This window comes from Paenirhizobium cremeum, from assembly GCF_022884085.1.
GTDB classification, from domain to species: domain Bacteria; phylum Pseudomonadota; class Alphaproteobacteria; order Rhizobiales; family Rhizobiaceae; genus Allorhizobium; species Allorhizobium cremeum.
The window spans coordinates 133,412-155,366 of sequence record NZ_JAGGCS010000004.1; the positions used below are offsets into that span (position 1 = coordinate 133,412).

Consider the following 21,955-nt stretch of genomic DNA (forward strand, 5'->3'; position numbering starts at 1 on the left):
AAGACCAGGCGAAAAACCGCAACCCTGGATATGTTTTTCCCGGCTGCGCGCCATCTCCGGCACCGCATACAACCGGCCGAAAGCAGATCACGGTGCAGCGTCCCGCAGATCGCCCGGCGATCGTACTCAGTCAGCACCGGCAGCCGTCGACTACGGGCTAAAGGAAGCGTTGCCGTCTGCCGCAAGGGCATGCACGGTATGATGTTCGAGCGCGGCAGTGACATCATTCAGATCGCCTTCGAGCCGTGCGGGCGAGATCAGGTCACCGATGACGAAATCGAACCGGTCGCCCCTTTTGTTCAGGAGTTCGTGGAACACCGTCATGTCCCTGAGCTCGGTCGACCACTTGGCGAACCAGTAGAACAGGCCCGAGTTGCGCGCGGTCATGTGTACCGGCAAAATAGGCAGATCGTATTTGCGGGCGAGACCGACAGCCGACGTCTTCCACGGCCGCTCGTTCAGTCGCCCGTTCGCCCAATAGGCGATGCGGCCGGAGGGGAAGAGCACGGTCGCCTTCTGCTCCTCGATCGCCCGGTTGGTGAGCTTCAGCGTCTCGCGGGCCTTGAGCTTGCTCTTGTGTTCCTCCCGCCACTCGACGGGAATGATGATTTCGGCGAAGCGCGGATTGACCCTGATGGCATCGCGATTGGCGAAGAACATCATGTCCGGCCGCCGGCGCTTCAGAAGATCGAAAACCGCCACGCCGTCGGCAATGCCGGTCGGGTGGTTGCTCACCATGATGAAACCACCCTTCTCGGGTATCCGTTCGCCATTGATGATGTTGATGTCGAGGCGCAGGATATTGCTGAGATATTCGAAGGCCTGGAAACCCGGCATGTTCGCGATGTCGTCGGCGAATTCGACCGCCTTTGCATAGCGCAACAACGTATAGAGAAATGGTCGCATCACCGGCCACAGGGGATGATGCACGATCCTCTGACCACGTTCGGCGATCAGTGTGTCGACGATGTGCCCCGGTTGGCCTTGCGAGACCAGAGCAACCGCCTCGGCGAATTGCCCGAACATCGTCATCGAATCACGGCGCGCCATAGAAAACCCCGACTGTACCGATCAGCCTCTATCGCAGCCCAATGTGATCGAAGCATGACACCGGATGCGGCATTTTAGGCATTCCCTAACATCTGAAGATCATGTTGGCTTAGCAGATTCTCAATGTAAAGGCAGCGCCGATGAACGACCTGCTGGTCTTCGCCGATACCGATCTTCTCGCCGAGCGCGCCGCATGGCTGCAGGGTCTTGCCGGAGAAAGAAGGCTTTCGGAAAACACCTTGGACGCCTATGAGCGTGATACCCGACAATTCCTGACATTCCTGACCGGCCATCTCGGCGGACCCGCGCGCATTCGCGATATAAAGGAATTGCGACCGGCGGATCTTCGCGCCTTTCTCGCCTATCGACGCAAGCAGGGCTCCGGCTCCCGCTCGCTCGGGCGCCATCTCGCAGGCCTTCGCTCCTTCCTGCGTCACCTTGAAAGACGGGGGCTGGTCAACGCCGCCGGCGCCGGCGCCGTTCGTTCGCCGAAACAGCCGAAATCCCTTCCGAAACCCTTGTCCGACAGCCAGGCGCTGGCTGTCGTCAGCCGCGACGCGCAAATGCATGAGGAACCCTGGGTCGCCGCACGCGACGCCGCGGTCCTGACCCTGCTTTATGGTTGCGGTCTGCGCATCTCCGAAGCGCTGGCCCTGACGCCTGCCGACTTCGGCGAAAGAACCACCGCTCTCAGGATTATCGGCAAGGGCAACAAGACCCGTCTCGTCCCGCTTCTCCCGGCTGTGACAGAAGCTGTCGCAACCTACATCAAGCTCTGCCCTTATCATCTGGCGCCATACGAACCGATCTTTCGCGGCGCGAGAGGTGGCAAACTGCAGCCGGCAATCATTCAGCGGGAAATGCAACGCCTGCGCTCCGCCCTCGGCCTGCCGGACACAGCAACACCCCATGCGCTACGCCATTCCTTCGCCACCCACCTGCTCGGCGGCGGAGGGGATCTTCGCACCATCCAGGAACTCCTCGGCCATGCCAGTCTGTCGACGACCCAGGTCTATACCGGAGTCGATGCCGCCCGCCTGCTGGATGTCTATGACCGCGCGCATCCCCGCGCCTGACGGAAGGACCGTTAACCAAAACCGTTAAGAAGAATTGAGGGCCGCGGGACTAGAAGGAACATGTCCTTACAATCCGGGCCGACCCGCCACCAACGGACAAACCATGATCGCGCATTCCATAGACCGCATCCGAAACCGTCTCTCGCTATCCGTTCTGGGAGACGCCGCGCTATGGCTGGCTGCGGCCTTCCATCTCGCGCTGCTTGCGGCCTTCCTCTTCGTGCTGCTGACGCTGAAACCCGCTCACGCGCAGGAGGAACCAACCTGCGGCGGAAAGGATCTGCTGGCAGCTTTGCAGACGGATGAACCGGCGACCTACGCGAAGCTTCGCGCCGAGGCGGATGCGATCCCGAACGGCAGGGGCATCTTCTGGAAGATAGAGAAGCCGGGCCTCGCCCCCTCCTGGCTGCTCGGCACCATGCATGTCACCGATCCCCGCGTCCTGACGATGCCGGCGGCAGCGCGGACCGCCGCCGCAGAGGCATCGACCATCATCATCGAATCCGACGAAATCCTCGATGAAAAAAAGGCGGCTGCCGCGATGCTCATGCATCCGGAGCTCACCATGTTCACAGACGGCAAGACCATCCGCGACCATCTGAGCCCCGACCAGGCCACCCGCCTTGAGGACGGATTGAAAAAGCGCGGGCTGGCGCTCGCCGCCGTCCAGCGGATGCAACCCTGGATAATTTCGAGCTTCGTTGCCCTGCCCGCCTGCGAGACGGCACGCAAATCGAAAGGCGCGTCCTTTCTCGATAAACATATCGCCGAGGATGCGATAAAGGCCGGCAAGAACGTCGCGGGGCTGGAGACGCTGGCTGAACAATTGCGCGCCATGGCGGATCTTCCGACGGAATTCCACCTTCAGGCGCTGATCGAAACGCTGGAACTTGGCGACAAGATGGACGACGTCATCGAAACCATGACGACGCTTTATCTTTCCGGCGACATCGGCATGACCATGCCCATGCTGGAAATCGTCACGCCGGCCCAGACCGGCAAGGACGAAAGCAGTTATGCCGCCTTCGAAAAGCGGATCGTCACCGACCGGAACCATGTCATGGCGGAACGGGCGGGTCCCATGCTGGCCAAGGGCGGTGTTTTCATCGCCGTCGGCGCGCTTCACCTTCCAGGCGAGGAAGGCCTTGTCGAGCTTTTGAAGAAGCAGGGCTTCACCCTGACGCCCGCCGGCGGCTGAGCCCTGTCAGCCTCGAACGAGGCGCCCGAGCATCGTCCTGACGATCAGTCTGTGGAACGGCGTGACCACCGCGATGTAGAAACGCCCGAACGCATTGTGGCGACGCACCAGCGTCGTCACCGACACCTTGCCTTCGGCTTCCCCCAACGGCTCAACGTCGACCACGATCCTGAAATCGAGATGGCTGTCATTGAAACCGAGCACGACCTGTTCGTCCCGCTCGGAAACAACCGGGAATGCGGCGACGGTATTGGCATCCGCCACCTTCAGACCGGCAACCTTCAACCCGAACAGAGAGACGATCCGGTTGCGTAGCGCCATCAGCATCCGGACCCATCCTGGAGAGCGACCGAGCAACAGCTTCGCGGCATCCAGCGCCACGAGTTGGGGGGCGGCGCTGGCGACAGCATAGCAGTCTGCCCAATCCGCCTCAGGCAATGCGGGATGCGGCAATTTCACAGGTTCCGGCACGATGTTCGCCATGCGCATTCCTTCGGGGATGACACGACCGGTACGGCCGTTATTCTCAGCCCTTGGTCATACGCTGCGCGACCGGCGTTTTCCAATAGAACTGGTGAACCAGAACTGCGGCAATATGCACCACGATCAGGAGCCACATCAGCAGCTTCAGGGGTCCGCCATGCAATGAACCCACGGCTTCCACCCCGAAGTAATAGGCGGCAGCGCCACTGATCGGCAGGAGGAAGAACAACAGATAGAACGTCCCGTGCGCCAGCTTGGAGGCAATTCGAAAGACAGGCGGTTCCTCAGCCGGGGCGTCGGGTGCACCATGCGCCAGGCGCAGGACAAGACGGACCACCGCAAGACAGAGGATGGCGATGCCGACATAGGCATGCACATTGGCGGAAGCGATGTCTTCGGGCGTTGCGGTTTCGCCGCGGCTCACCAGCCGGTTCCAGTTTTCCATGCCCTCCGTGAAGAGCAGGTTGAAAAAGATCAAAGCCGCCATCAGCCAGTGAATGAGCTTCTGCGACAGAGAATAGCCGAGTACAGGATTCGTCGTCATGGCGTTTGCCTTTTGTCAAAATATGAAAAACACGACAAGGCCATGATAAAAGCCGCGACCTGAATAACAAGCCGCGGCCTCAATTCTTACAAAAATATAATACTTTACCGGATTAGTCTTATTATCCGGAAAATCTCTTACATGTGGATCGGCTTGAAGAAAGCGGCAAGGGCTGCTTCCTTGACCGCTTCCGACATGGTCGGATGCGCATGGCAGGTGCGGCCCAGATCTTCCGCCGAACCGCCGAATTCCATCAGTACGGCAATCTCGTGGATCATCTCGCCGGCGCCAAAGCCGACGATATGGCCACCGAGGACGCGATCGGTTTCCTTGTCCGAGAGGATCTTGACGAAACCATCGGTCGCCAGCATGGCGCGGGCGCGGCCGTTCGCAGTGAACGGGAACTTGCCGACCTTGTAGGCGACACCCGCAGCCTTCAGTTCCTCCTCGGTCTTGCCGACGGAAGCGACTTCCGGCTGGGTGTAGACGACACCCGGAATGACGTCGTAATTCACATGGCCATGCTGGCCGGCGAGGATTTCGGCGAGCGCCACACCCTCGTCCTCGGCCTTGTGAGCAAGCATCGGACCGCGCACGACGTCGCCGATCGCATAGATGCCGGCGACATTGGTGCGGAAATGGCCGTCGATCTCGACGCGGCCGCGATTGTCGAGCACGACGCCTGCGGCTTCGAGACCGAGGCCTGCCGTGTAGGGCTTGCGGCCGGTGGCAACGAGGACGACATCGGCTTCCAGGACCTGCGCCTCACCACCCTTGACCGGCTCGAACGTGACCTTGGCGCCCTTGCCGGACTTTTCGACACCGGTGACCTTGGCGCCGAGGTTGAATTCGATGCCCTGCTTGGCCAGCATGCGCTGGAACTGCTTGGAAACTTCGCCGTCCATGCCGCCGAGGATGTTGTCGAGATATTCGACGACGGTGACCTTGGCGCCGAGACGCGACCAGACCGAACCGAGTTCGAGGCCGATGACGCCGCCGCCGACGACAACCAGCTTGCCCGGCACCTTGTCGAGCGCGATGCCGCCGGTAGACGATACAATTACCTTCTCGTCGATCTCGACGGAAACGCCCGGAATGCCGGCAACGTCGGAACCGGTGGCAATGACGATGTTCTTCGTCTCGAGAACCTGTTCCTCGCCCTTGTCATTGGTGACGGAAACCTTCCCGGCCGAAACGATCTTGCCGGTGCCCTGGAAGCCGTCGATCTTGTTCTTCTTGAACAGGAAGGAAACGCCTTCGACGTTCGCCTTCACGACGCTGTCCTTGTGGGCCATCATCTTGCCGAGGTTCAGCTTCGGCGCGGCAACCTCGACGCCGAGAGCGTCCATGCCATGGGCGACATGGTTGAACATCTCGGAGGCATGCAGCAGGGCCTTGGACGGAATGCAGCCGATATTGAGGCAGGTGCCGCCATAGGTCGCCCGCTTTTCGACGACGGCAACCTTCAGACCGAGCTGGGCTGCCTTGACTGCACATACGTAACCACCGGGGCCGCTGCCGATTACCACTACATCATAAGCCATTTTCGTCGTTCCTCTGTGTGTTCCTTTGCCGCCGTTCCGGTCTCCGCTTACGGCGCGCATTCCCTGAATGAAAATCCGTCCCACGGCATGGCCTCGACCTTGCCGCCGACGGCGGACAGCTTGAAAGCCGCTCCGAAACCCGGAAGAAGCAACGTCTTCGGCGCTTCGGCACCCTCCGGAGGCAGAAGGTCGACATTGCCCTGCCCGTCCACCGCATAGACGATACCCTGCCAGACGGTGCAGGCATCAAGATCCGCGCCGGTCACGTCGCCCTCCGGGCAATTGTTCATAGCCATACCCACCGGCCGGGCGATTTCCTCGTCGTACATCACATGCCCGTCGAGCGTGAGGCCGGCCTTTGCCGCCCGAACCTCGAACTTGTGGGAGACCGGCGTGTTCTCGCCGCTCCCTGGCCTGAAGCGCAGTTCCAGACCCGTTTCGCCTTCCGCATAGACGGCATGCTCGACACGGCACGCATCGGCCATCGCCGGGGCTTGGAACCCCGCAACGGCAAAGGCGAGCGACGCGACGAGCGACCGCCTCATCTCAGCTCGCCTTCGTCGCCGCAAGTTTCAGGCCGAAAGCGATGAACACCATGCCTGACGCGCGATTGATCCACTTGCTTGCTCGGGAGAAGGCAGCCCGCATGCGCGGCGTCGTCATGAAAAACGATACGCCGACGAACCATGCGATGAGGCAGGTCGCCATCACCAGACCGTATCCGAACTTCACCATGCCGGGCGTGGAGGCGGCGACCAGAGCCGAGAAGATCGACAGAAAGAAAAGGACAGGCTTCGGGTTCAGCGCGTTGGCGAGGAAGCCGAGGCCAAAGGCTCGCAGAGCACTCTGCCGGGCAGGCTCGGCGCCATCGGCAACCGGATTGAGGTCGCTCTTGCCCGCCCGCAGCGCCATGACACCCATATAGATCAGATAGGCGGCGCCCGCCCATTTGATGATGCTGAACAGGAGCAGCGACTTCGAGATAATCAGGCCGAGGCCGAGAATGGTGTAGGTCACGTGGAACATCAGCGACGTGCCGATGCCGAAGCTCGTGAGGATCGCCTCACGCCGCCCATGAACCATGGCCTGGCGCATGACCATCGCGGTATCGGCGCCGGGGGAAACGATCGCGAAGGAAAACACCGCCATCAGCGATGCGAGTTCCAGAAGATAGGCGTGCATGATGCCTCCATGCCGGCAATGCCGCTCGTGCGGTTGCGCTTACCGGAAAACAGGACGGCGGGAGGCCGAAAGCCGGTCTCCCGCCAGAACGATCAGAGATCGAGAACCAGGCGTTCCGGATCTTCCAGGCTTTCCTTCACTCGGACGAGGAAGGTCACGGCTTCCTTGCCGTCGACGATGCGGTGGTCGTAGGACAGGGCCAGATACATCATCGGACGAATGACGACCTGACCGCCAATGGCGACCGGACGCTCCTGGATCTTGTGCATGCCGAGAATGCCCGATTGCGGCGCGTTCAGGATCGGCGAGGACATCAGCGAGCCGTAGACACCGCCATTGGTGATGGTGAAGGTGCCGCCCTGCATGTCGGCCATGCCGAGCGCGCCATCACGGGCGGCCTTGGCAAGACGCCCGAGTTCCTTCTCGACGCCAGCGATCGACATCTGGTCGGCATCGCGGATAACAGGAACGACAAGACCCTTGTCGGTTCCGACCGCCATGCCGATGTGGCAGAAGTTCTTGTAGATGATGTCGGTGCCGTCGATCTCGGCGTTGATCGAGGGGATTTCCTTCAGCGCATGGGTGACGGCCTTGGTGAAGAAGCCCATGAAGCCGAGCTTTACGCCGTGCTTCTTCTCGAAGATGTCCTTGTAGCGGTTGCGCAGGTCCATAACGGCCGACATGTCCACCTCATTGTAGGTGGTCAGCATGGCGGCGGTGTTCTGGGCGTCCTTTAGGCGTTTCGCGATGGTCTGGCGCAGGCGGGTCATCTTGACGCGTTCTTCGCGAACCGCGTCATCGGCGCTCGAAGCCGGACGGGGAGCAGCAGCCGGAGCCGGAGCAGCGACGGCGGCCGCACCCTTGGCAATAGCAGCGATCACGTCACCCTTCAGGACCTGGCCCCGCTTGCCGGAACCGTCGACCTGATCGGCCGAAAGATTGTTTTCAGCAAGCATCTTGGCCGCAGCCGGAGCAGCCGGCATGGCCGATGCTGCCGGTGCAGCGGCGGCAGGTGCTGCGACTGCGGGCGCTGCGGCCGGAGCCGGGGCAGCAGGAGCCGCTGCCGGTGCCGAAGCCGTGGCGCCGGCGCCTTCGGCAATCTGGCCGAGCAGTGCGCCAAGGCCAACGGTCTCGCCATTGGCGGCAACGATCTCGGTCAGCACGCCGGAAGCCGGAGCCGGCACTTCGACGGTCACCTTGTCGGTTTCGAGTTCGACGAGCGGTTCGTCGGCCTTGACGGTGTCGCCGACCTTCTTGAACCAGGTGCCGACGGTGGCTTCGCTTACGGATTCCCCGAGGGTCGGGACGCGGATTTCAGTAGCCATTGGTGTATGTCCTGACTGTTGTTTCGTTTATTCGGCAGCCGCGGCACCGCCCGCGGAAGTCCTGATTATGATGGATGGCATGGGCGAGGTTTCGAAGCGGAAACCGAGCTCCGCCTTGATGACCGGATCGTTGTCCGCAAGAGCCTGAGCGGCTGCGGCATCGGCCGCCTCCACGACGGCGATCCCGAAGGCACCGCTCTCGGCGAAAACAGGACCCACCGCGATGGCCGGCCCCTGTTCCGCCAGAGCGTGCCAATATCCTCCATGAGCCTGCATCGCCGTCATCTCTTCCGGCGTTGCATCATGCGGGAAGCTCGACCGCGGCGGTATGAGCTTGAGAAAAAAATAGGCCATTCGACCCGTCTCCTTAGCCGCCGAGCGCGTCCTCGAGGAAAGCTTCCAGCTGGGCGAGATGCTTCGACATCAGGCCGGTAGCTGGCGATGCTGCGGCCGGACGACCGGTGTAGCGAACCCGCTGGTACTTGGCGTCAATGTGAGCCAGGACCCACTCCAGATAAGGATCGATGAACGACCATGCGCCCATGTTCTTCGGCTCTTCCTGGCACCAGACCATCTCCGCATTGCGGAAGCGGGAAAGCTCGTTGATGAGCGCCTTGGCCGGGAACGGATAGAGCTGTTCGACGCGCAGCAGGTAGATGTCGTCGATGCCGCGCTTTTCACGCTCTTCCAGAAGATCGTAATAGACCTTGCCGGTGCACATGACGACGCGGCGGATCTTGTTGTCCTTCTGCAGCTTGATCGGACCGTCCTTCGTGACCTCCGCATCGTCCCAAAGCAGTCGGTGGAACGAGCTCTCGCCGGCCATTTCGGACAGGCTGGAAACAGCCCGCTTGTGGCGCAACAGGGACTTCGGCGTCATCAGGATGAGCGGCTTGCGGAAGTCGCGCTTCACCTGGCGGCGCAGGATGTGGAAGTAGTTGGCCGGCGTCGTGACGTTCGCGACCTGCATGTTGTCTTCCGCGCAGAGCTGGAGGAAACGCTCCAGACGGGCGGAGGAGTGTTCCGGGCCCTGGCCTTCATAACCGTGCGGCAGAAGGCAAACGAGACCGGACATGCGCAACCACTTGCGTTCGCCCGACGAGATGAATTGGTCGAAGACAACCTGCGCACCGTTGGCAAAATCGCCGAACTGGGCTTCCCAGAGCGTCAGCGCGTTCGGGCGGGCCAACGAGTAACCGTACTCGAAGCCCAGAACCGCCTCTTCCGAAAGCATCGAGTTGATGACCTCGTAGCGCGCCTGGTTCGGAGCGAGATTGGCGAGCGGGATGTAGCGCTCTTCGGTCTCCTGGTCATAGAGAACCGAGTGACGCTGCGAGAAGGTACCGCGTTCGCAATCCTGACCCGAAAGGCGGATCTTGTGACCCTCGACGGCCAGCGAACCGAAAGCGAGCGCCTCGCCCATGGCCCAGTCGATGCCCTCGCCGGTTTCCACCATCTGGGCGCGGTTGTCCATGAAGCGCTGGATCGTCCGATGCGCCTTGAAGCCCTCGGGAATGGTCGAGAGCTTACGGCCGATCTCCTTCAGCGACTTCATCGGCACGGCGGTCTTGCCGCGACGCTGTTCATCGGCATTGTCGGCGGCACGCAGGCCCGACCACACGCCGTCCAGCCAGTCGGCCTTGTTCGGCTTGTAGGACTGGCCGGCCTCGAATTCCTGTTCGAGGTGCGCGCGCCAGTCGGCCTTCATCTTCTCGAATTCGCCTTCGGTAATCAGGCCCTCGGCGATCAGGCGTTCTGCATAGAGCTGAACGACGGTCTTGTGGGCGCGGATCGCCTTGTACATCTTCGGCTGGGTGAACGCGGGTTCATCACCCTCGTTGTGGCCGAATCGGCGGTAGCAGAACATGTCGATGACGACCGGCTTGTGGAACTTCATCCGGTATTCGGTCGCGATCTTGGCGGCATAGACGACCGCTTCCGGATCGTCGCCATTGACGTGGAAGATCGGCGCTTCGATCATCTTGGCGACGTCGGACGGATAGGGCGACGAACGCGAGAAGGCCGGATTGGTGGTGAAGCCGATCTGGTTGTTGATGATGAAGTGCATCGTGCCGGCAACGCGGTGGCCGCGCAGACCGGAAAGCCCCAGGATCTCGGCAACGACGCCCTGGCCGGCGAAGGCCGCATCACCGTGCAGAAGCAGCGGCAGAACCTTGGCGCGTTCACGAAGCGGAATGATATCGCCTTCCCAAACCTTGGCGAGCTGGTCCTGCTTGGCGCGCGCCTTGCCCATGACGACAGGATTGACGATTTCCAGGTGCGAGGGATTGGCGGTCAGCGACAGGTGAACCTTGTTGCCGTCGAACTCGCGGTCGGAGGAAGCACCGAGATGGTACTTCACGTCGCCGGAGCCCTCGACTTCGTCAGGCTTGAACGAACCGCCCTTGAACTCGTGGAACACGGCGCGGTGCGGCTTCGCCATGACGTTGGTCAGAACGTTCAGGCGACCCCGGTGGGCCATGCCGAAGACGATTTCCTCAAGGCCTTCCTGGCCGCCGCGCTTGATGATCTGCTCGAGCGCCGGGATCAGGGACTCGCCGCCGTCGAGACCGAAGCGCTTGGTGCCCTTGTACTTGACGTCGATGAACTGTTCGAAGCCTTCGGCCTCGATCAGCTTCGACAGGATCGCCTTCTTGCCGTTCGGCGTGAAGTCGACGCCCTTGTCCGGACCTTCGATGCGTTCCTGGATCCAGTGCTTCTCATCCGGATTGGACATGTGCATGAACTCGACGCCGATGGTCGAGCAATAGGTCCGCTTCAGGATATCGAGCATTTCCGGAATGGTCGCGTATTCGAGACCAAGCACGTTGTCGATGAAGATCTTGCGGCCGAAGTCGGCTTCGGTGAAGCCGTAGGCTACCGGCGAAAGCTCGTTATAGTCCTCGACCGGAGCAGCAAGCCCGAGCGGATCGAGATTGGCATGCAGGTGGCCGCGCATGCGATAGGCCCGGATCATCATGATGGCCCGGACGGAATCGCGGGTCGCCTGCAGAACCTCGGCTTCGCTCGCCGGCTTGCCGGTTGCGGCGGCGGTCGCCTCGGCCTTGGCCTTGACCTTTGTCTCGATGGCCTTTTCGATCACGCCCCAGTTGCCGTCGAGCGCGGAGACCAGTTCGCCCTGCGCAGCGATCGGCCAGTTCTTGCGCTGCCAGGAAGCACCGGCGGCTGCCTTCTTCACATCGGCCGGATTGTCGGCCAGCGCGCGGAAGAAAGCCTGCCATTCGGCCGAAACCGAGGAAGGATCATCCTCATAGCGCGCATAGAGCTGCTCGATATAGGCCGCATTCGATCCGTCGAGGAAGGACGTGATCAGAAATTGCTCGTTGGCTTCTTGCCTACCCATTGTGTTCTGCGAACGTCTCCGTTCGCCTCCCGACTTTAAGATGATGGCCGGATGCCCGACCTGCCGCTTTCATCAACCCGAACGCAAGCTGTATTCAGGGACTCTAAAATGCCAAATCCAGGCAAGAGGATCACTATCGGATCCACCTTGCCTGGCGCATGCTTGTGCGATCTCAGCCCTTGAGGACTTCGACCAGCGTCTTTCCGAGACGCGCCGGCGAAGGAGAAACCTTGATGCCGGCGGCCTCCATGGCTGCGATCTTCGATTCCGCATCGCCCTTGCCGCCCGAAACCACGGCGCCGGCATGGCCCATCGTGCGGCCCTTCGGAGCCGTACGACCTGCGATGAAGCCCGCCATCGGCTTCTTGTGACCCTTCTTGGCTTCGTCGATGAGGAACTGCGCTGCATCCTCTTCGGCCGAACCGCCAATTTCGCCGATCATGATGATCGAGGTCGTGGCGTCGTCGGCCAGGAACATTTCCAGGACGTCGATGAACTCCGTGCCCTTGACCGGGTCGCCGCCGATCCCGACTGCGGTGGTCTGGCCGAGGCCTTCGTTCGAGGTCTGGAACACGGCTTCATAGGTAAGCGTGCCGGAGCGCGAAACAATACCGACCGAACCCTTGCGGAAGATGGAGCCCGGCATGATGCCGATCTTGCACTCTTCCGGCGTGAGGATGCCCGGGCAGTTAGGACCCAGCAGGCGCGACTTGGACTTGTCGAGCTTGGCCTTGACCCGCACCATGTCCATGACCGGGATACCCTCGGTGATGCAGGTGATGAACGGGATCTCGGCTTCGATCGCCTCGATGATCGCGTCGGCAGCACCTGCCGGCGGAACGTAGATCACGGTGGCGTCGGCGCCGGTCTTTTCCTTGCCTTCGGCAACGGAAGCGAAGATCGGTAGGGTTTCGCCCTTGGAGCCGGTCCAGGTTTCGCCGCCCTTCTTCGGGTGGATGCCGCCAACCATCTGCGTACCGTAATAGGCAAGCGCCTGTTCGGTGTGGAAGGTGCCGGTCTTGCCGGTCAGGCCCTGAACGAGGACCTTGGTGTTCTTATTGACGAGAATCGACATTGGTTCAGGTCCCTCAATTAGCCGTTGATCGCGGCTACGATCTTCTTCGCAGCGTCGTCCAGATCGTCGGCTGCGGTGATCGCCAGACCCGATTCGTTCAGGATCTTCTTGCCGAGTTCGACATTGGTGCCCTCGAGACGAACGACGAGCGGAACCTTCAGGCCGACTTCCTGAACCGCAGCGACGACGCCTTCGGCAATCACGTCGCACTTCATGATGCCGCCGAAGATATTGACGAGGATGCCCTCGACCTTCGGGTCAGCCGTGATGATCTTGAAGGCAGCCGCAACCTTTTCCTTGCCGGCGCCACCGCCAACGTCGCAGAAGTTTGCCGGCTCCTTGCCGTAGAGCTTGATGATGTCCATCGTCGCCATGGCAAGGCCTGCGCCGTTGACCATGCAGCCGATGTTGCCGTCGAGAGCCACATAGGCGAGATCCCACTTGGAGGCCTCGATTTCCTTGGCGTCTTCTTCGGTTTCGTCACGCAGCGCGCGAACGTCGTCGTGACGGAACAACGCATTGCCGTCGAAGGAAACCTTGGCGTCGAGAACGCGCAGGTGACCGTTGGTCATGACGATCAGCGGGTTGATTTCGAGAAGGGACATGTCCTTCTCGTTGAACGCCTTGTAAAGGATCGGGAAGAGCGACTTGGCATCTTCGGCGGCAGCACCGGTCAGTTCGAGCGCCTTGACGATCTTCGCAACGTCGTCGGCGGTCACGCCGGTTTCCGGATCGATCGCGATGGTATGGATCTTCTCCGGCGTGTCGTGGGCGACAGCCTCGATGTCCATGCCACCTTCGGTCGAGACGACGAAGGCAACGCGACCGACCGAGCGGTCGACCAGCAGTGAGCAGTAGAGTTCGCGGGCGATGTCGGCGCCATCTTCGATGTAGAGGCGGTTGACCTGCTTGCCGGCTTCGCCGGTCTGCGCGGTCACCAGAGTGTTGCCGAGCATGTCCTTGACGTTGGCAACGACTTCGTCGATCGACTTCGCCAGGCGAACACCGCCCTTGGCGTCAGGGCCGAGTTCCTTGAACTTGCCCTTGCCGCGACCGCCGGCATGGATCTGGCTCTTGACCACGTAGAGCGGGCCCGGAAGAGACTTGGCAGCCGCTTCCGCCTCTTCCGCCTTGAGGATCGCGACACCTTCCGCGACCGGTGCGCCGTAACCCTTCAGGAGGGCCTTGGCCTGGTATTCATGAATATTCATCGTCTTGTCCCTGTATTGGGCCTGTCAGGCGGATTACTTGAGGGCGGGGGCGATATTGATGCAGGCTTCGCAAAGACCGGCGACAGCGCCGACGGACTTCTGGAAGGCTTCTTCTTCGGCCTTGTTGAATTCGACTTCGATGATGCGCTCGACACCGCCGGCGCCAATGATCGTCGGCACGCCGACATACATGTCCTTCACGCCGTACTGGCCGGAAAGGTAGGCGGCGCAGGGCAGGACGCGCTTCTTGTCCTTGAGGTAGGATTCAGCCATCTCGATGGCGGAGGCGGCCGGAGCGTAGTAAGCCGAACCGGTCTTGAGCAGGCCGACGATTTCGGCGCCGCCGTCACGGGTGCGCTGAATGATTTCCTCAAGGCGCTCCTTGGTGACCCAGCCCATCTTGACGAGGTCGGTCAGCGGAATGCCGGCAACGGTGGAGTAGCGGGCGAGCGGCACCATCGTGTCGCCATGACCGCCGAGAACGAATGCGGTGACGTCCTGAACGGAAACCTTGAACTCTTCGGAAAGGAAGAGGCGGAAGCGGGCGCTATCGAGAACGCCGGCCATGCCGACGACCTTGTTGGTCGGAAGGCCCGAGAACTTCTGGAGAGCCCATACCATCGCGTCGAGCGGATTGGTGATGCAGATGACGAAAGCGTTCGGGGCGTACTTCTTGATGCCGGCGCCAACCTGCTCCATGACCTTCAGGTTGATGCCGAGCAGATCGTCGCGGCTCATGCCCGGCTTGCGCGCTACACCTGCGGTGACGATGCAGACGTCAGCGCCTTCGATGGCCGAATAGTCGCTGGCGCCGGTCAGCTTGGCGTTGAAGCCCTCAACGGGGGACGACTGGGCGATATCCAGGCCCTTACCCTGCGGGATGCCGTCGGCAATGTCGAACAGGACGATATCGCCCAGTTCCTTGAGGCCGGCGAGATGCGCCAGCGTACCACCAATCATTCCAGAACCGATAAGAGCGATCTTATTGCGCGCCATTGAAGTGCTTCCTTTTAGATCCAAAACCAAGGCTGACAGGGATTGGCTGCCGTCCCTTGTGGAAAATCGCATATCCCCACTGGGATGAAACTGCAACCGATTATTTTCAGCACAGCATTTTCAATCGGTTAGATGGATTTTTTCTTACGTAAACGTCAAAATTTGTGACGCAAAACTGTCAAACTTCAACACGTTTCGTTTGATGAAGGGCAAGATAGTCGGCGCTGCGCATCTCGAAGAGACGCGAAATCGTGCGATCGAACTCGAAGCCCTCGGTGCCCTTCTTCTCGGTCAACAGAGCTTCCGGCATCGCCGCAGCCGAGGCAAAAAGCCGGACGGATGCATCGTAGAGCGCATCGATCAGGATGATAAACCGCTTGGTCTCGTTGCGCTTCTGTGGACCGAGCAGAGGAATGTGATCGACGAACACCACATCGAACCGTCGGGCAATCTCAAGATAGTCGGCCGCACCGAGCGGCTGCTCGCAGAGTTCGGAAAAGGAGAACCGCGCGGCCGGACCGACTGACCGCCGGACCGGGACGCTCCGCCCCTTCATCGCGATCTCTGTCGGGCTCTCTTTCCCTCCTTCGGTGATCCTCTGCCAGGCGATATCCATGATCCGGTCGGCCTCGCTCGACAGAGGCGCCACGTAGACCGGCAGGCTTTCAAGCTTTTCCAGGCGATAATCGACCGGAGAATCGAGCGTCGTCACTTCGACATACCGCTTCAGCAGATCGATGAAGGGCAGGAAGAGACCGCGGTTCAGACCGTCGCGATAGAGATTTTCGGGTTCGACATTGGACGTCGCGACCAGTGTGCAGCCGCGCGCGAAGAGTTCGGTAAAAAGCCGGGCAAGGATCATGGCGTCGGCGATATCCGTCACCGTGAACTCGTCGAAGCAGAGAAGTTCCGCCTCCTCACGCAGCGCCGCCGCCACCGGCGGCACGGGATCGGCCTGGCGGGTTTCCCCGCTTTTCAGCTTCTGGCGATGCGCATGGATACGTCCGTGCACATCGGCCATGAATTCATGAAAATGCGCCCGACGCTTCTTTTCCACCGGCGCCATCCGGAAGAAGAGGTCCATCAGCATGGTCTTGCCGCGCCCGACGCTGCCATGCACGTAAAGGCCGCGAACCGACTGTTGCGGCTTGCGCTTCTGAGCGAACATCCAGCCGAGCGCGCTTTTTTTGGCGGCAGGGCGACGCTGCTTCAGGTCGTGCAGGATGCGGTCGAGGTGGCCTGCCACCTCCATCTGCGCCTTGTCCGCCTTGAGCGTACCGACCTCGGTCATCGACCTGAGCTGCTCGGCAACGCTCGCGGCGTAATCGGGAATGGGCTGCATGCGGAACGCTCCGCCGGAGCGGGCGCCGCCTCGGCATTGGCCCGCACGGCACGAAGGAAGGAGAAATCTTAGCGGCTGAGACTGATCGGCTGGCCGCTTGCGGTCGTACCATCGAAGCGGGCGTCGGCGCTCTTGTAGAGACGACCGATCGCATTACCGTTGCGATCCTTCAGGACCACCTGCTTGCCGGCCACTTCCCAGGAACCCATCTGCGTGAGTTCGCCGGCGCAGCCGCGCGTTCCGCCCCGCGAACCGCTGCCGAGATTGGTGAGCGTCAGGAACATGTCGCAGGAGGCGCCCCCGTTCGTGACCTTCCAGTTGCCGACCATGGATTCCTTCGTCACGTCGAGCGCGGTCGCCGGCGCGACGTCGCCGGTCAGCGGACCCGGTGTTGCAGCAGCGGGCGCCGCGGGAAACTGGTTGGCGCCGGCGCCGGGAGGCGGCAACTGGCCTGACTGGACGGAAGGAACCGGCTGAGCCTGCAGCGGCGGAAGAGCACTCCCCTGATCGAGGCCGCTATAGGAGGTCCGCTGGCAGCCAGCAAGCGAAAGAACGATCGCGACCCCCGTCGCCGCATACTTCAACTTCATCATAACACTCCCGGTTAACCGCTTCTTGCCGGTTTCTCACCCGAAAACACGGCGGAATTATCGCAAACGACCTGGACGAATCAAGGCAATACGCCTTGCGAACTCCGCGTACTGTCCTTCACCAAGACTGAATCGCATTACGATATGGTAAATGGGCTACACCGGTCAAAATGCAACCCATTCCCGAAAGCGGTCGCAAGAGCTCCGGATCAGACCCGGCGTTCCACCATCATTTTCTTGATCTCGGCGATGGCCTTGGCCGGGTTGAGCCCCTTCGGGCAGGTCTGCGCACAGTTCATGATGGTGTGACAACGATAGAGCCGGAAGGGGTCTTCCAGATTGTCGAGGCGCTCACCCTTGGCTTCGTCGCGACTGTCGATCAGCCAGCGATAGGCCTGGAGAAGCACGGCGGGACCGAGGTAACGATCTCCGTTCCACCAGTAGCTCGGACAGGAGGTCGAGCAGCAGGCGCAGAGAATGCACTCGTAGAGGCCGTCAAGCTTCAGGCGGTCTTCGTGGCTCTGCTTCCATTCCTTCGCGGGTGGCGGCGAAACCGTCTTCAGCCATGGCTCGATCGAGCGGTGCTGGGCATAGAAGTTGGTCAGATCCGGAACGAGGTCCTTGACCACCGGCATGTGCGGCAGCGGATAAACCTTAACCGTGCCGTTGATCTCGTCCATGCCCTTGGTGCAGGCGAGCGTGTTCGTGCCGTCAATGTTCATCGCGCACGAGCCGCAAATGCCTTCGCGGCAGGAGCGGCGCAGCGTCAGCGTCGGGTCGATATTGTTCTTGATGTACAAGAGACCATCGAGAACCATCGGGCCGCAGTCATCGATGTCGATATAATAGGTATCGATGCGCGGGTTCTGGCCGTCATCCGGGTTCCAGCGATAGATCCGGTATTCGCGAACGTTCTTGGCGCCGGCCGGCTTCGGCCAGACCTTGCCTTCGGTGATCTGGGAGTTCTTGGGGAGAGCGAGTTCAACCATGTCCAGTTCCTCTTCAGATCAATAGACGCGGGCCTTCGGCGCGATCTTCTTCGGATCGATACCTTCGGCGATCAGTTCGGTATGAACAGGACGATAGTCGAGCTTCACGTCCCCGGCTTCGGAAACCCAGGCGAGCGTATGCTTGCGCCAGTTGACGTCGTCGCGGCCTGCGAACGGACCGTCGACATAGTCTTCGCGGGCATGACTGCCGCGGCTTTCCTTGCGCGCTTCGGCGCCGTAGACCGTGGTGATCGCGTTGGCCATCAGGTTATGCAGTTCGAGCGTTTCGACGAGATCCGAATTCCAGATCAGCGAACGGTCGGTGACCTTGACATCAGGCAGTTCCTTCCAGATCGCCGAGAGGCGGCGGCAGCCGCTTTCGAGCGATTCCTGCGTACGGAACACGGCAGCGTCTTCCTGCATGGCGCGCTGCATCTTGTCGCGCAGCACGGCGGTTGGCGTCTGGCCGGAAGCGTGACGCAGACCGTCGAAGCGGTCCATGATCCTGTCGCAGGCGGCAACGTCGAGCGCCGGAACCGGCTCGGATTTGTTGATGACCTGGGAGGCACGGATTGCAGCGGCACGGCCGAAGACCACGAGATCGATCAGGGAGTTCGAACCGAGGCGGTTTGCACCATGCACCGAGGCGCAGCCGGCTTCGCCCACGGCCATCAGGCCGGGCGCGATGCGTTCCGGGTTCTGTGCATCGGCGTTCAGCACTTCGCCCCAGTAATTGGTCGGGATACCGCCCATGTTGTAGTGAACGGTCGGCAGAACCGGGATCGGTTCGCGGGTCACGTCGACGCCGGCGAAGATCTTGGCGCTTTCCGAGATGCCCGGCAGGCGCTCGTGCAGCACCGCCGGATCGAGGTGGTCGAGATGCAGGAAGATGTGATCCTTGTTCTTGCCGACGCCGCGGCCTTCACGGATTTCCATCGTCATGCAGCGCGAAACGACGTCGCGCGAGGCGAGGTCCTTGGCCGACGGGGCGTAGCGCTCCATGAAGCGCTCGCCTTCGGAGTTGACGAGATAACCGCCCTCGCCGCGCGCGCCTTCGGTAATGAGGCAGCCGGCGCCATAGATGCCGGTCGGATGGAACTGCACGAATTCCATGTCCTGCAGCGGCAGGCCCGCACGGGCGATCATGCCGCCGCCGTCGCCGGTGCAGGTATGAGCCGAGGTTGCCGAGAAGTAGGCGCGGCCGTAACCGCCGGTCGCCAGAACCACCATCTTGGCGGCAAAGCGATGGATCGTGCCGTCGTCCAGGCACCAGGCGACGACGCCGGTGCAGCGGCCATCGGCCGACATGATGAGGTCAAGCGCGAAATATTCGATGAAGAATTCGGCGTTGTTGCGCAACGACTGGCCATAAAGCGTGTGCAGGATGGCATGACCGGTACGGTCGGCGGCGGCGCAGGTACGCTGCACCGGCGGGCCTTCGCCATAGTTCTGCATGTGGCCGCCGAACGGGCGCTGATAGATCTTGCCTTCCTCGTTGCGCGAGAAGGGAACGCCGTAATGCTCGAGCTCATAGACGGCCTTCGGCGCTTCCATGGCGAGATACTGCATGGCGTCGACGTCGCCGAGCCAGTCGGACCCCTTGACGGTATCGTAAAGGTGCCACTGCCAGCAGTCGGGCGTCATGTTGGTGAGCGAGGCGGCAATGCCGCCCTGCGCGGCAACGGTGTGGGAGCGGGTCGGGAAGACCTTGGTAATGCAGGCTGTCTTGAAGCCCTGTTCGGCCATGCCGAGCGTGGCGCGCAGACCGGCGCCGCCGGCGCCTACGACGACAACGTCATAGGAATGGTCGACATACTTGTAGGCCTTGCCGTTCTGGGCGGGAGAACTGTTCGATGCCATGTTGAATTATCCTACGAATGCGATCTTCAAGATGGCGAAAAGACAGAGACCGCCAATGAGAACCGCGAAGAACGTGTTGAGCATCAGGAGGACGAGCTTGGCCACTTCCGCATGGACGTAGTCCTCGATAATCACCTGCATGCCGAGCTTCATGTGGATGAGCGCCGAGATCACCACGAGGCCCATGACCACGGCGACAACCGGGCTCGAAAGCGCGCCGACGACTTCGGCATAGGGAGCGCCGCCGTAGAGAACCACGAAGCCGACGAAGAAGATGATAAGCGGAATGTTGGCGACGGCCGTCACACGCTGGCGCCAGAAATGATCGGTCCCGTCCTTTGCCGAGCCGAGGCCGCGGACCTTGCCGAGCGGAGTACGCATATCCATGGAAATTACCTCAAGCGCGAACGATGTAGGCGATCACCCAGATCACCACGGTCAGGACAACGGACCCGACGATGTTGGCCTTGGCGAGCTTGGTCGAGAAATGCTTGTCGAAGCCGTGGCCGAGATCCCACATCAGGTGGCGCAGACCGCCCAGCATGTGGTGGACCAGAGCCCAGGTGTAGCCGAACAGGATCAGTCGGCCGATGAACGAACCCATGAACCAGCTGACCCACTCGAAATAGGCGGCTCCCGTAGAAGCGGCGATCAGCCACCAGGCGACCAGCAGCGTCCCGAAATAAAGCGCACCGCCGGTAATTCGATGCAGGATCGACATCACCATAGTCGGGATCGGCTTGTAGATTTGCAAATGCGGCGACAAGGGCCGGTTATTTGTCACATTCGCCATCAGAACCTCGCGGCGTTTCAATGCGTTCCGAAATGTCGGACATCCCCCGTGGCAATGCCCAAAAAAGGAGCTTGGTGCATTGCATCAACGGCGACGTTTAATCCCCCAAATGTCGCGCGACAAGCACTATTGCTTGATGATTTCAATTTAATCGATTCGGATGGATAGAACTTTATGCCTACCCCTGCCCTGATCCGGCTGGCGGAAAATCGCCTGGGCGGGGTGACTTTGGGGCTAAAATCCGGCAAAGTGGCGTTAATTTTCCGTTAACGGCGCCACAATTGCGAGGGACTTGCCCATGGTTTTGCCTGCTGGATCGAAAGGGCTTTTCGTCCTTGCAGCGACCTGTGCCGTTCTTGCATCGGCACCGCTTCAGGCCGGAAACGACCGGTTCTACAACTCGTCCCGCCATCTCCCGCCTCGTCATGACGGCGGCGCCGTCATCGGCGGAAACGGCCTGCCCTCCATCATTCCGGGGCTTGGCACCTTTGCCGGTTCGCTCGCTGCCGTGCGCGTGAAGGGCACAGGAATTTACATGGCGATCGAGAATTGGCCGGTGGATCGCAGCAGGACCGACCAGCCGCCGAAAGCCAAGATCATCGAAATCAATGCGGAAACCAGCGACGCCGCGTGCGCCTATGAGGCAGGCGTCTGCGTCATCCGCCCGCACTGAGCTTACGCGGGTCCGTCAGCGGAACTTCCAGACGGTGGTTTTCTTGATCTCGCTGTCCTCCAGAACGCGCGTGACGGGCACCTGATACGTCGCCAGCGGTTCCAGCCGTTCGGTCGGGCGATAGCTGCGCCCGGGGTCCCCCGCCAGAACTGTGAGACCGTCTGCCGTGAGGCTCGTAAACCATTCCACAAGCGCTGCGGCAAAATCCCTGTCGTAGAAGACGTCTCCCGCAAGAACCAGATCCGCATCGAGCGAATGCCCGATCAGGTCGTCACTTGAAAAGCGGACCGCCACACCGTTTGCCTCGGCATTCAGCCGCACCGCGGTTGCCGCCCAGGGGTCGATATCGACGGCAAGCACGCTATCTGCCCCGGCAAGCGCAGCCGCAATTGCCACGAGACCCGAGCCGCTGGCGAAATCGAGGACCCGCTTGCCGGCCACGGTTTCCGGATGATCCAGTATGTAGCGGGCAAGCCCCTGCCCGCCGGCCCAGGCAAAGGCCCAGAACGGCGGCGGCAGGCCGATTTCCTGAAGATCCTCTTCGGTCTTCAGCCAGAGATCATGCACCTCGCTTGCAAGCCGCAGCCGGATTTCCGGCACATGCGGCGGCGCCATCAAGCTGGTATTGGCAAGGATGAACGTCTCCGGATCGGTGACCAA

At 61.3% G+C, this 21,955-nt stretch carries 22 protein-coding genes; 3 read left to right on the forward strand and 19 right to left on the reverse strand.

Annotated elements, in window-relative coordinates:
- Positions 1 to 150 precede the first annotated feature (150 nt).
- Complete coding sequence (locus J5N58_RS09205) at positions 151 to 1,050, reverse strand: GNAT family N-acetyltransferase (RefSeq protein ID WP_113338191.1); 900 nt, start codon at positions 1,048 to 1,050, stop codon at positions 151 to 153.
- A 140-nt stretch (positions 1,051 to 1,190) separates the two neighbouring features.
- On the opposite strand from J5N58_RS09205, the gene J5N58_RS09210 reads away from it, so the two are divergent.
- Positions 1,191 to 2,126: a tyrosine recombinase XerC gene (locus J5N58_RS09210; RefSeq protein ID WP_113443099.1), complete on the forward strand. Its 936-nt coding sequence runs from the start codon at positions 1,191 to 1,193 to the stop codon at positions 2,124 to 2,126.
- A gap of 103 nt (positions 2,127 to 2,229) precedes the next feature.
- A complete protein-coding gene (locus J5N58_RS09215; RefSeq protein ID WP_112830418.1) occupies positions 2,230 to 3,324 on the forward strand; it encodes a TraB/GumN family protein in 1,095 nt (364 codons plus the stop codon).
- Positions 3,325 to 3,330: 6 nt separating this feature from the next.
- Here the strand turns inward: J5N58_RS09215 and J5N58_RS09220 are convergent, their stop codons facing one another.
- From J5N58_RS09220 to sdhC, 17 genes are all read right to left on the reverse strand, one after another.
- Entirely contained in the window at positions 3,331 to 3,807 is a 477-nt protein-coding gene (locus tag J5N58_RS09220) for a DUF2867 domain-containing protein (RefSeq protein WP_113425578.1), read from the reverse strand.
- A 43-nt stretch (positions 3,808 to 3,850) separates the two neighbouring features.
- On the reverse strand, positions 3,851 to 4,351 hold the full coding sequence (locus tag J5N58_RS09225) for a cytochrome b (RefSeq protein ID WP_113425509.1): 501 nt from the start codon (positions 4,349 to 4,351) through the stop codon (positions 3,851 to 3,853).
- A gap of 137 nt (positions 4,352 to 4,488) precedes the next feature.
- Positions 4,489 to 5,895, reverse strand: coding sequence for a dihydrolipoyl dehydrogenase (lpdA, locus tag J5N58_RS09230; protein ID WP_113425508.1), 1,407 nt, complete (start codon positions 5,893 to 5,895; stop codon positions 4,489 to 4,491).
- 47 nt (positions 5,896 to 5,942) lie between these two features.
- Positions 5,943 to 6,440, reverse strand: a complete 498-nt coding sequence (locus J5N58_RS09235) for a hypothetical protein (protein ID WP_113338185.1) — start codon at positions 6,438 to 6,440, stop codon at positions 5,943 to 5,945.
- A 1-nt stretch (position 6,441) separates the two neighbouring features.
- Positions 6,442 to 7,077, reverse strand: a complete 636-nt coding sequence (locus J5N58_RS09240) for a LysE family transporter (RefSeq protein WP_112830422.1) — start codon at positions 7,075 to 7,077, stop codon at positions 6,442 to 6,444.
- 92 nt (positions 7,078 to 7,169) lie between these two features.
- Positions 7,170 to 8,402 carry a 2-oxoglutarate dehydrogenase complex dihydrolipoyllysine-residue succinyltransferase gene (gene odhB / locus J5N58_RS09245; RefSeq protein WP_112830423.1) on the reverse strand — a complete coding sequence of 411 codons (1,233 nt, stop codon included), beginning with the start codon at positions 8,400 to 8,402 and terminating at the stop codon, positions 7,170 to 7,172.
- 27 nt (positions 8,403 to 8,429) lie between these two features.
- On the reverse strand, positions 8,430 to 8,756 hold the full coding sequence (locus tag J5N58_RS09250; protein WP_112830424.1) for a YciI family protein: 327 nt from the start codon (positions 8,754 to 8,756) through the stop codon (positions 8,430 to 8,432).
- 13 nt (positions 8,757 to 8,769) lie between these two features.
- Positions 8,770 to 11,766, reverse strand: a complete 2,997-nt coding sequence (locus J5N58_RS09255) for a 2-oxoglutarate dehydrogenase E1 component (RefSeq protein ID WP_112830425.1) — start codon at positions 11,764 to 11,766, stop codon at positions 8,770 to 8,772.
- 172 nt (positions 11,767 to 11,938) lie between these two features.
- Positions 11,939 to 12,841, reverse strand: a complete 903-nt coding sequence (sucD, locus tag J5N58_RS09260; RefSeq protein WP_112830426.1) for a succinate--CoA ligase subunit alpha — start codon at positions 12,839 to 12,841, stop codon at positions 11,939 to 11,941.
- Positions 12,842 to 12,858: 17 nt separating this feature from the next.
- The gene (gene sucC, locus J5N58_RS09265) at positions 12,859 to 14,052 is read right to left on the reverse strand and encodes an ADP-forming succinate--CoA ligase subunit beta (RefSeq protein WP_113443101.1); all 1,194 of its coding nucleotides are present in this window, start codon (positions 14,050 to 14,052) and stop codon (positions 12,859 to 12,861) included.
- Positions 14,053 to 14,085: 33 nt separating this feature from the next.
- The gene (gene mdh / locus J5N58_RS09270) at positions 14,086 to 15,048 is read right to left on the reverse strand and encodes a malate dehydrogenase (protein WP_112830428.1); all 963 of its coding nucleotides are present in this window, start codon (positions 15,046 to 15,048) and stop codon (positions 14,086 to 14,088) included.
- A 178-nt stretch (positions 15,049 to 15,226) separates the two neighbouring features.
- Positions 15,227 to 16,390, reverse strand: a complete 1,164-nt coding sequence (gene zapE / locus J5N58_RS09275; protein ID WP_112830429.1) for a cell division protein ZapE — start codon at positions 16,388 to 16,390, stop codon at positions 15,227 to 15,229.
- A gap of 68 nt (positions 16,391 to 16,458) precedes the next feature.
- Positions 16,459 to 16,980: a protease inhibitor Inh/omp19 family protein gene (locus J5N58_RS09280; protein WP_112830705.1), complete on the reverse strand. Its 522-nt coding sequence runs from the start codon at positions 16,978 to 16,980 to the stop codon at positions 16,459 to 16,461.
- Positions 16,981 to 17,189: 209 nt separating this feature from the next.
- Positions 17,190 to 17,969, reverse strand: a complete 780-nt coding sequence (locus J5N58_RS09285) for a succinate dehydrogenase iron-sulfur subunit (RefSeq protein ID WP_112830430.1) — start codon at positions 17,967 to 17,969, stop codon at positions 17,190 to 17,192.
- Positions 17,970 to 17,987: 18 nt separating this feature from the next.
- The gene (gene sdhA, locus J5N58_RS09290) at positions 17,988 to 19,829 is read right to left on the reverse strand and encodes a succinate dehydrogenase flavoprotein subunit (protein WP_112830431.1); all 1,842 of its coding nucleotides are present in this window, start codon (positions 19,827 to 19,829) and stop codon (positions 17,988 to 17,990) included.
- Positions 19,830 to 19,835: 6 nt separating this feature from the next.
- Positions 19,836 to 20,216, reverse strand: coding sequence for a succinate dehydrogenase, hydrophobic membrane anchor protein (sdhD, locus tag J5N58_RS09295; RefSeq protein WP_112830432.1), 381 nt, complete (start codon positions 20,214 to 20,216; stop codon positions 19,836 to 19,838).
- Between the two features lie 10 nt (positions 20,217 to 20,226).
- Entirely contained in the window at positions 20,227 to 20,622 is a 396-nt protein-coding gene (sdhC, locus tag J5N58_RS09300; protein WP_112830706.1) for a succinate dehydrogenase, cytochrome b556 subunit, read from the reverse strand.
- Between the two features lie 298 nt (positions 20,623 to 20,920).
- Here sdhC and J5N58_RS09305 point away from each other — a divergent pair, with 298 nt between their 5' ends.
- Positions 20,921 to 21,295 carry a hypothetical protein gene (locus J5N58_RS09305; protein ID WP_112830433.1) on the forward strand — a complete coding sequence of 125 codons (375 nt, stop codon included), beginning with the start codon at positions 20,921 to 20,923 and terminating at the stop codon, positions 21,293 to 21,295.
- Positions 21,296 to 21,310: 15 nt separating this feature from the next.
- Here the strand turns inward: J5N58_RS09305 and J5N58_RS09310 are convergent, their stop codons facing one another.
- On the reverse strand, positions 21,311 to 21,955 hold the full coding sequence (locus tag J5N58_RS09310) for a class I SAM-dependent methyltransferase (RefSeq protein WP_112830434.1): 645 nt from the start codon (positions 21,953 to 21,955) through the stop codon (positions 21,311 to 21,313).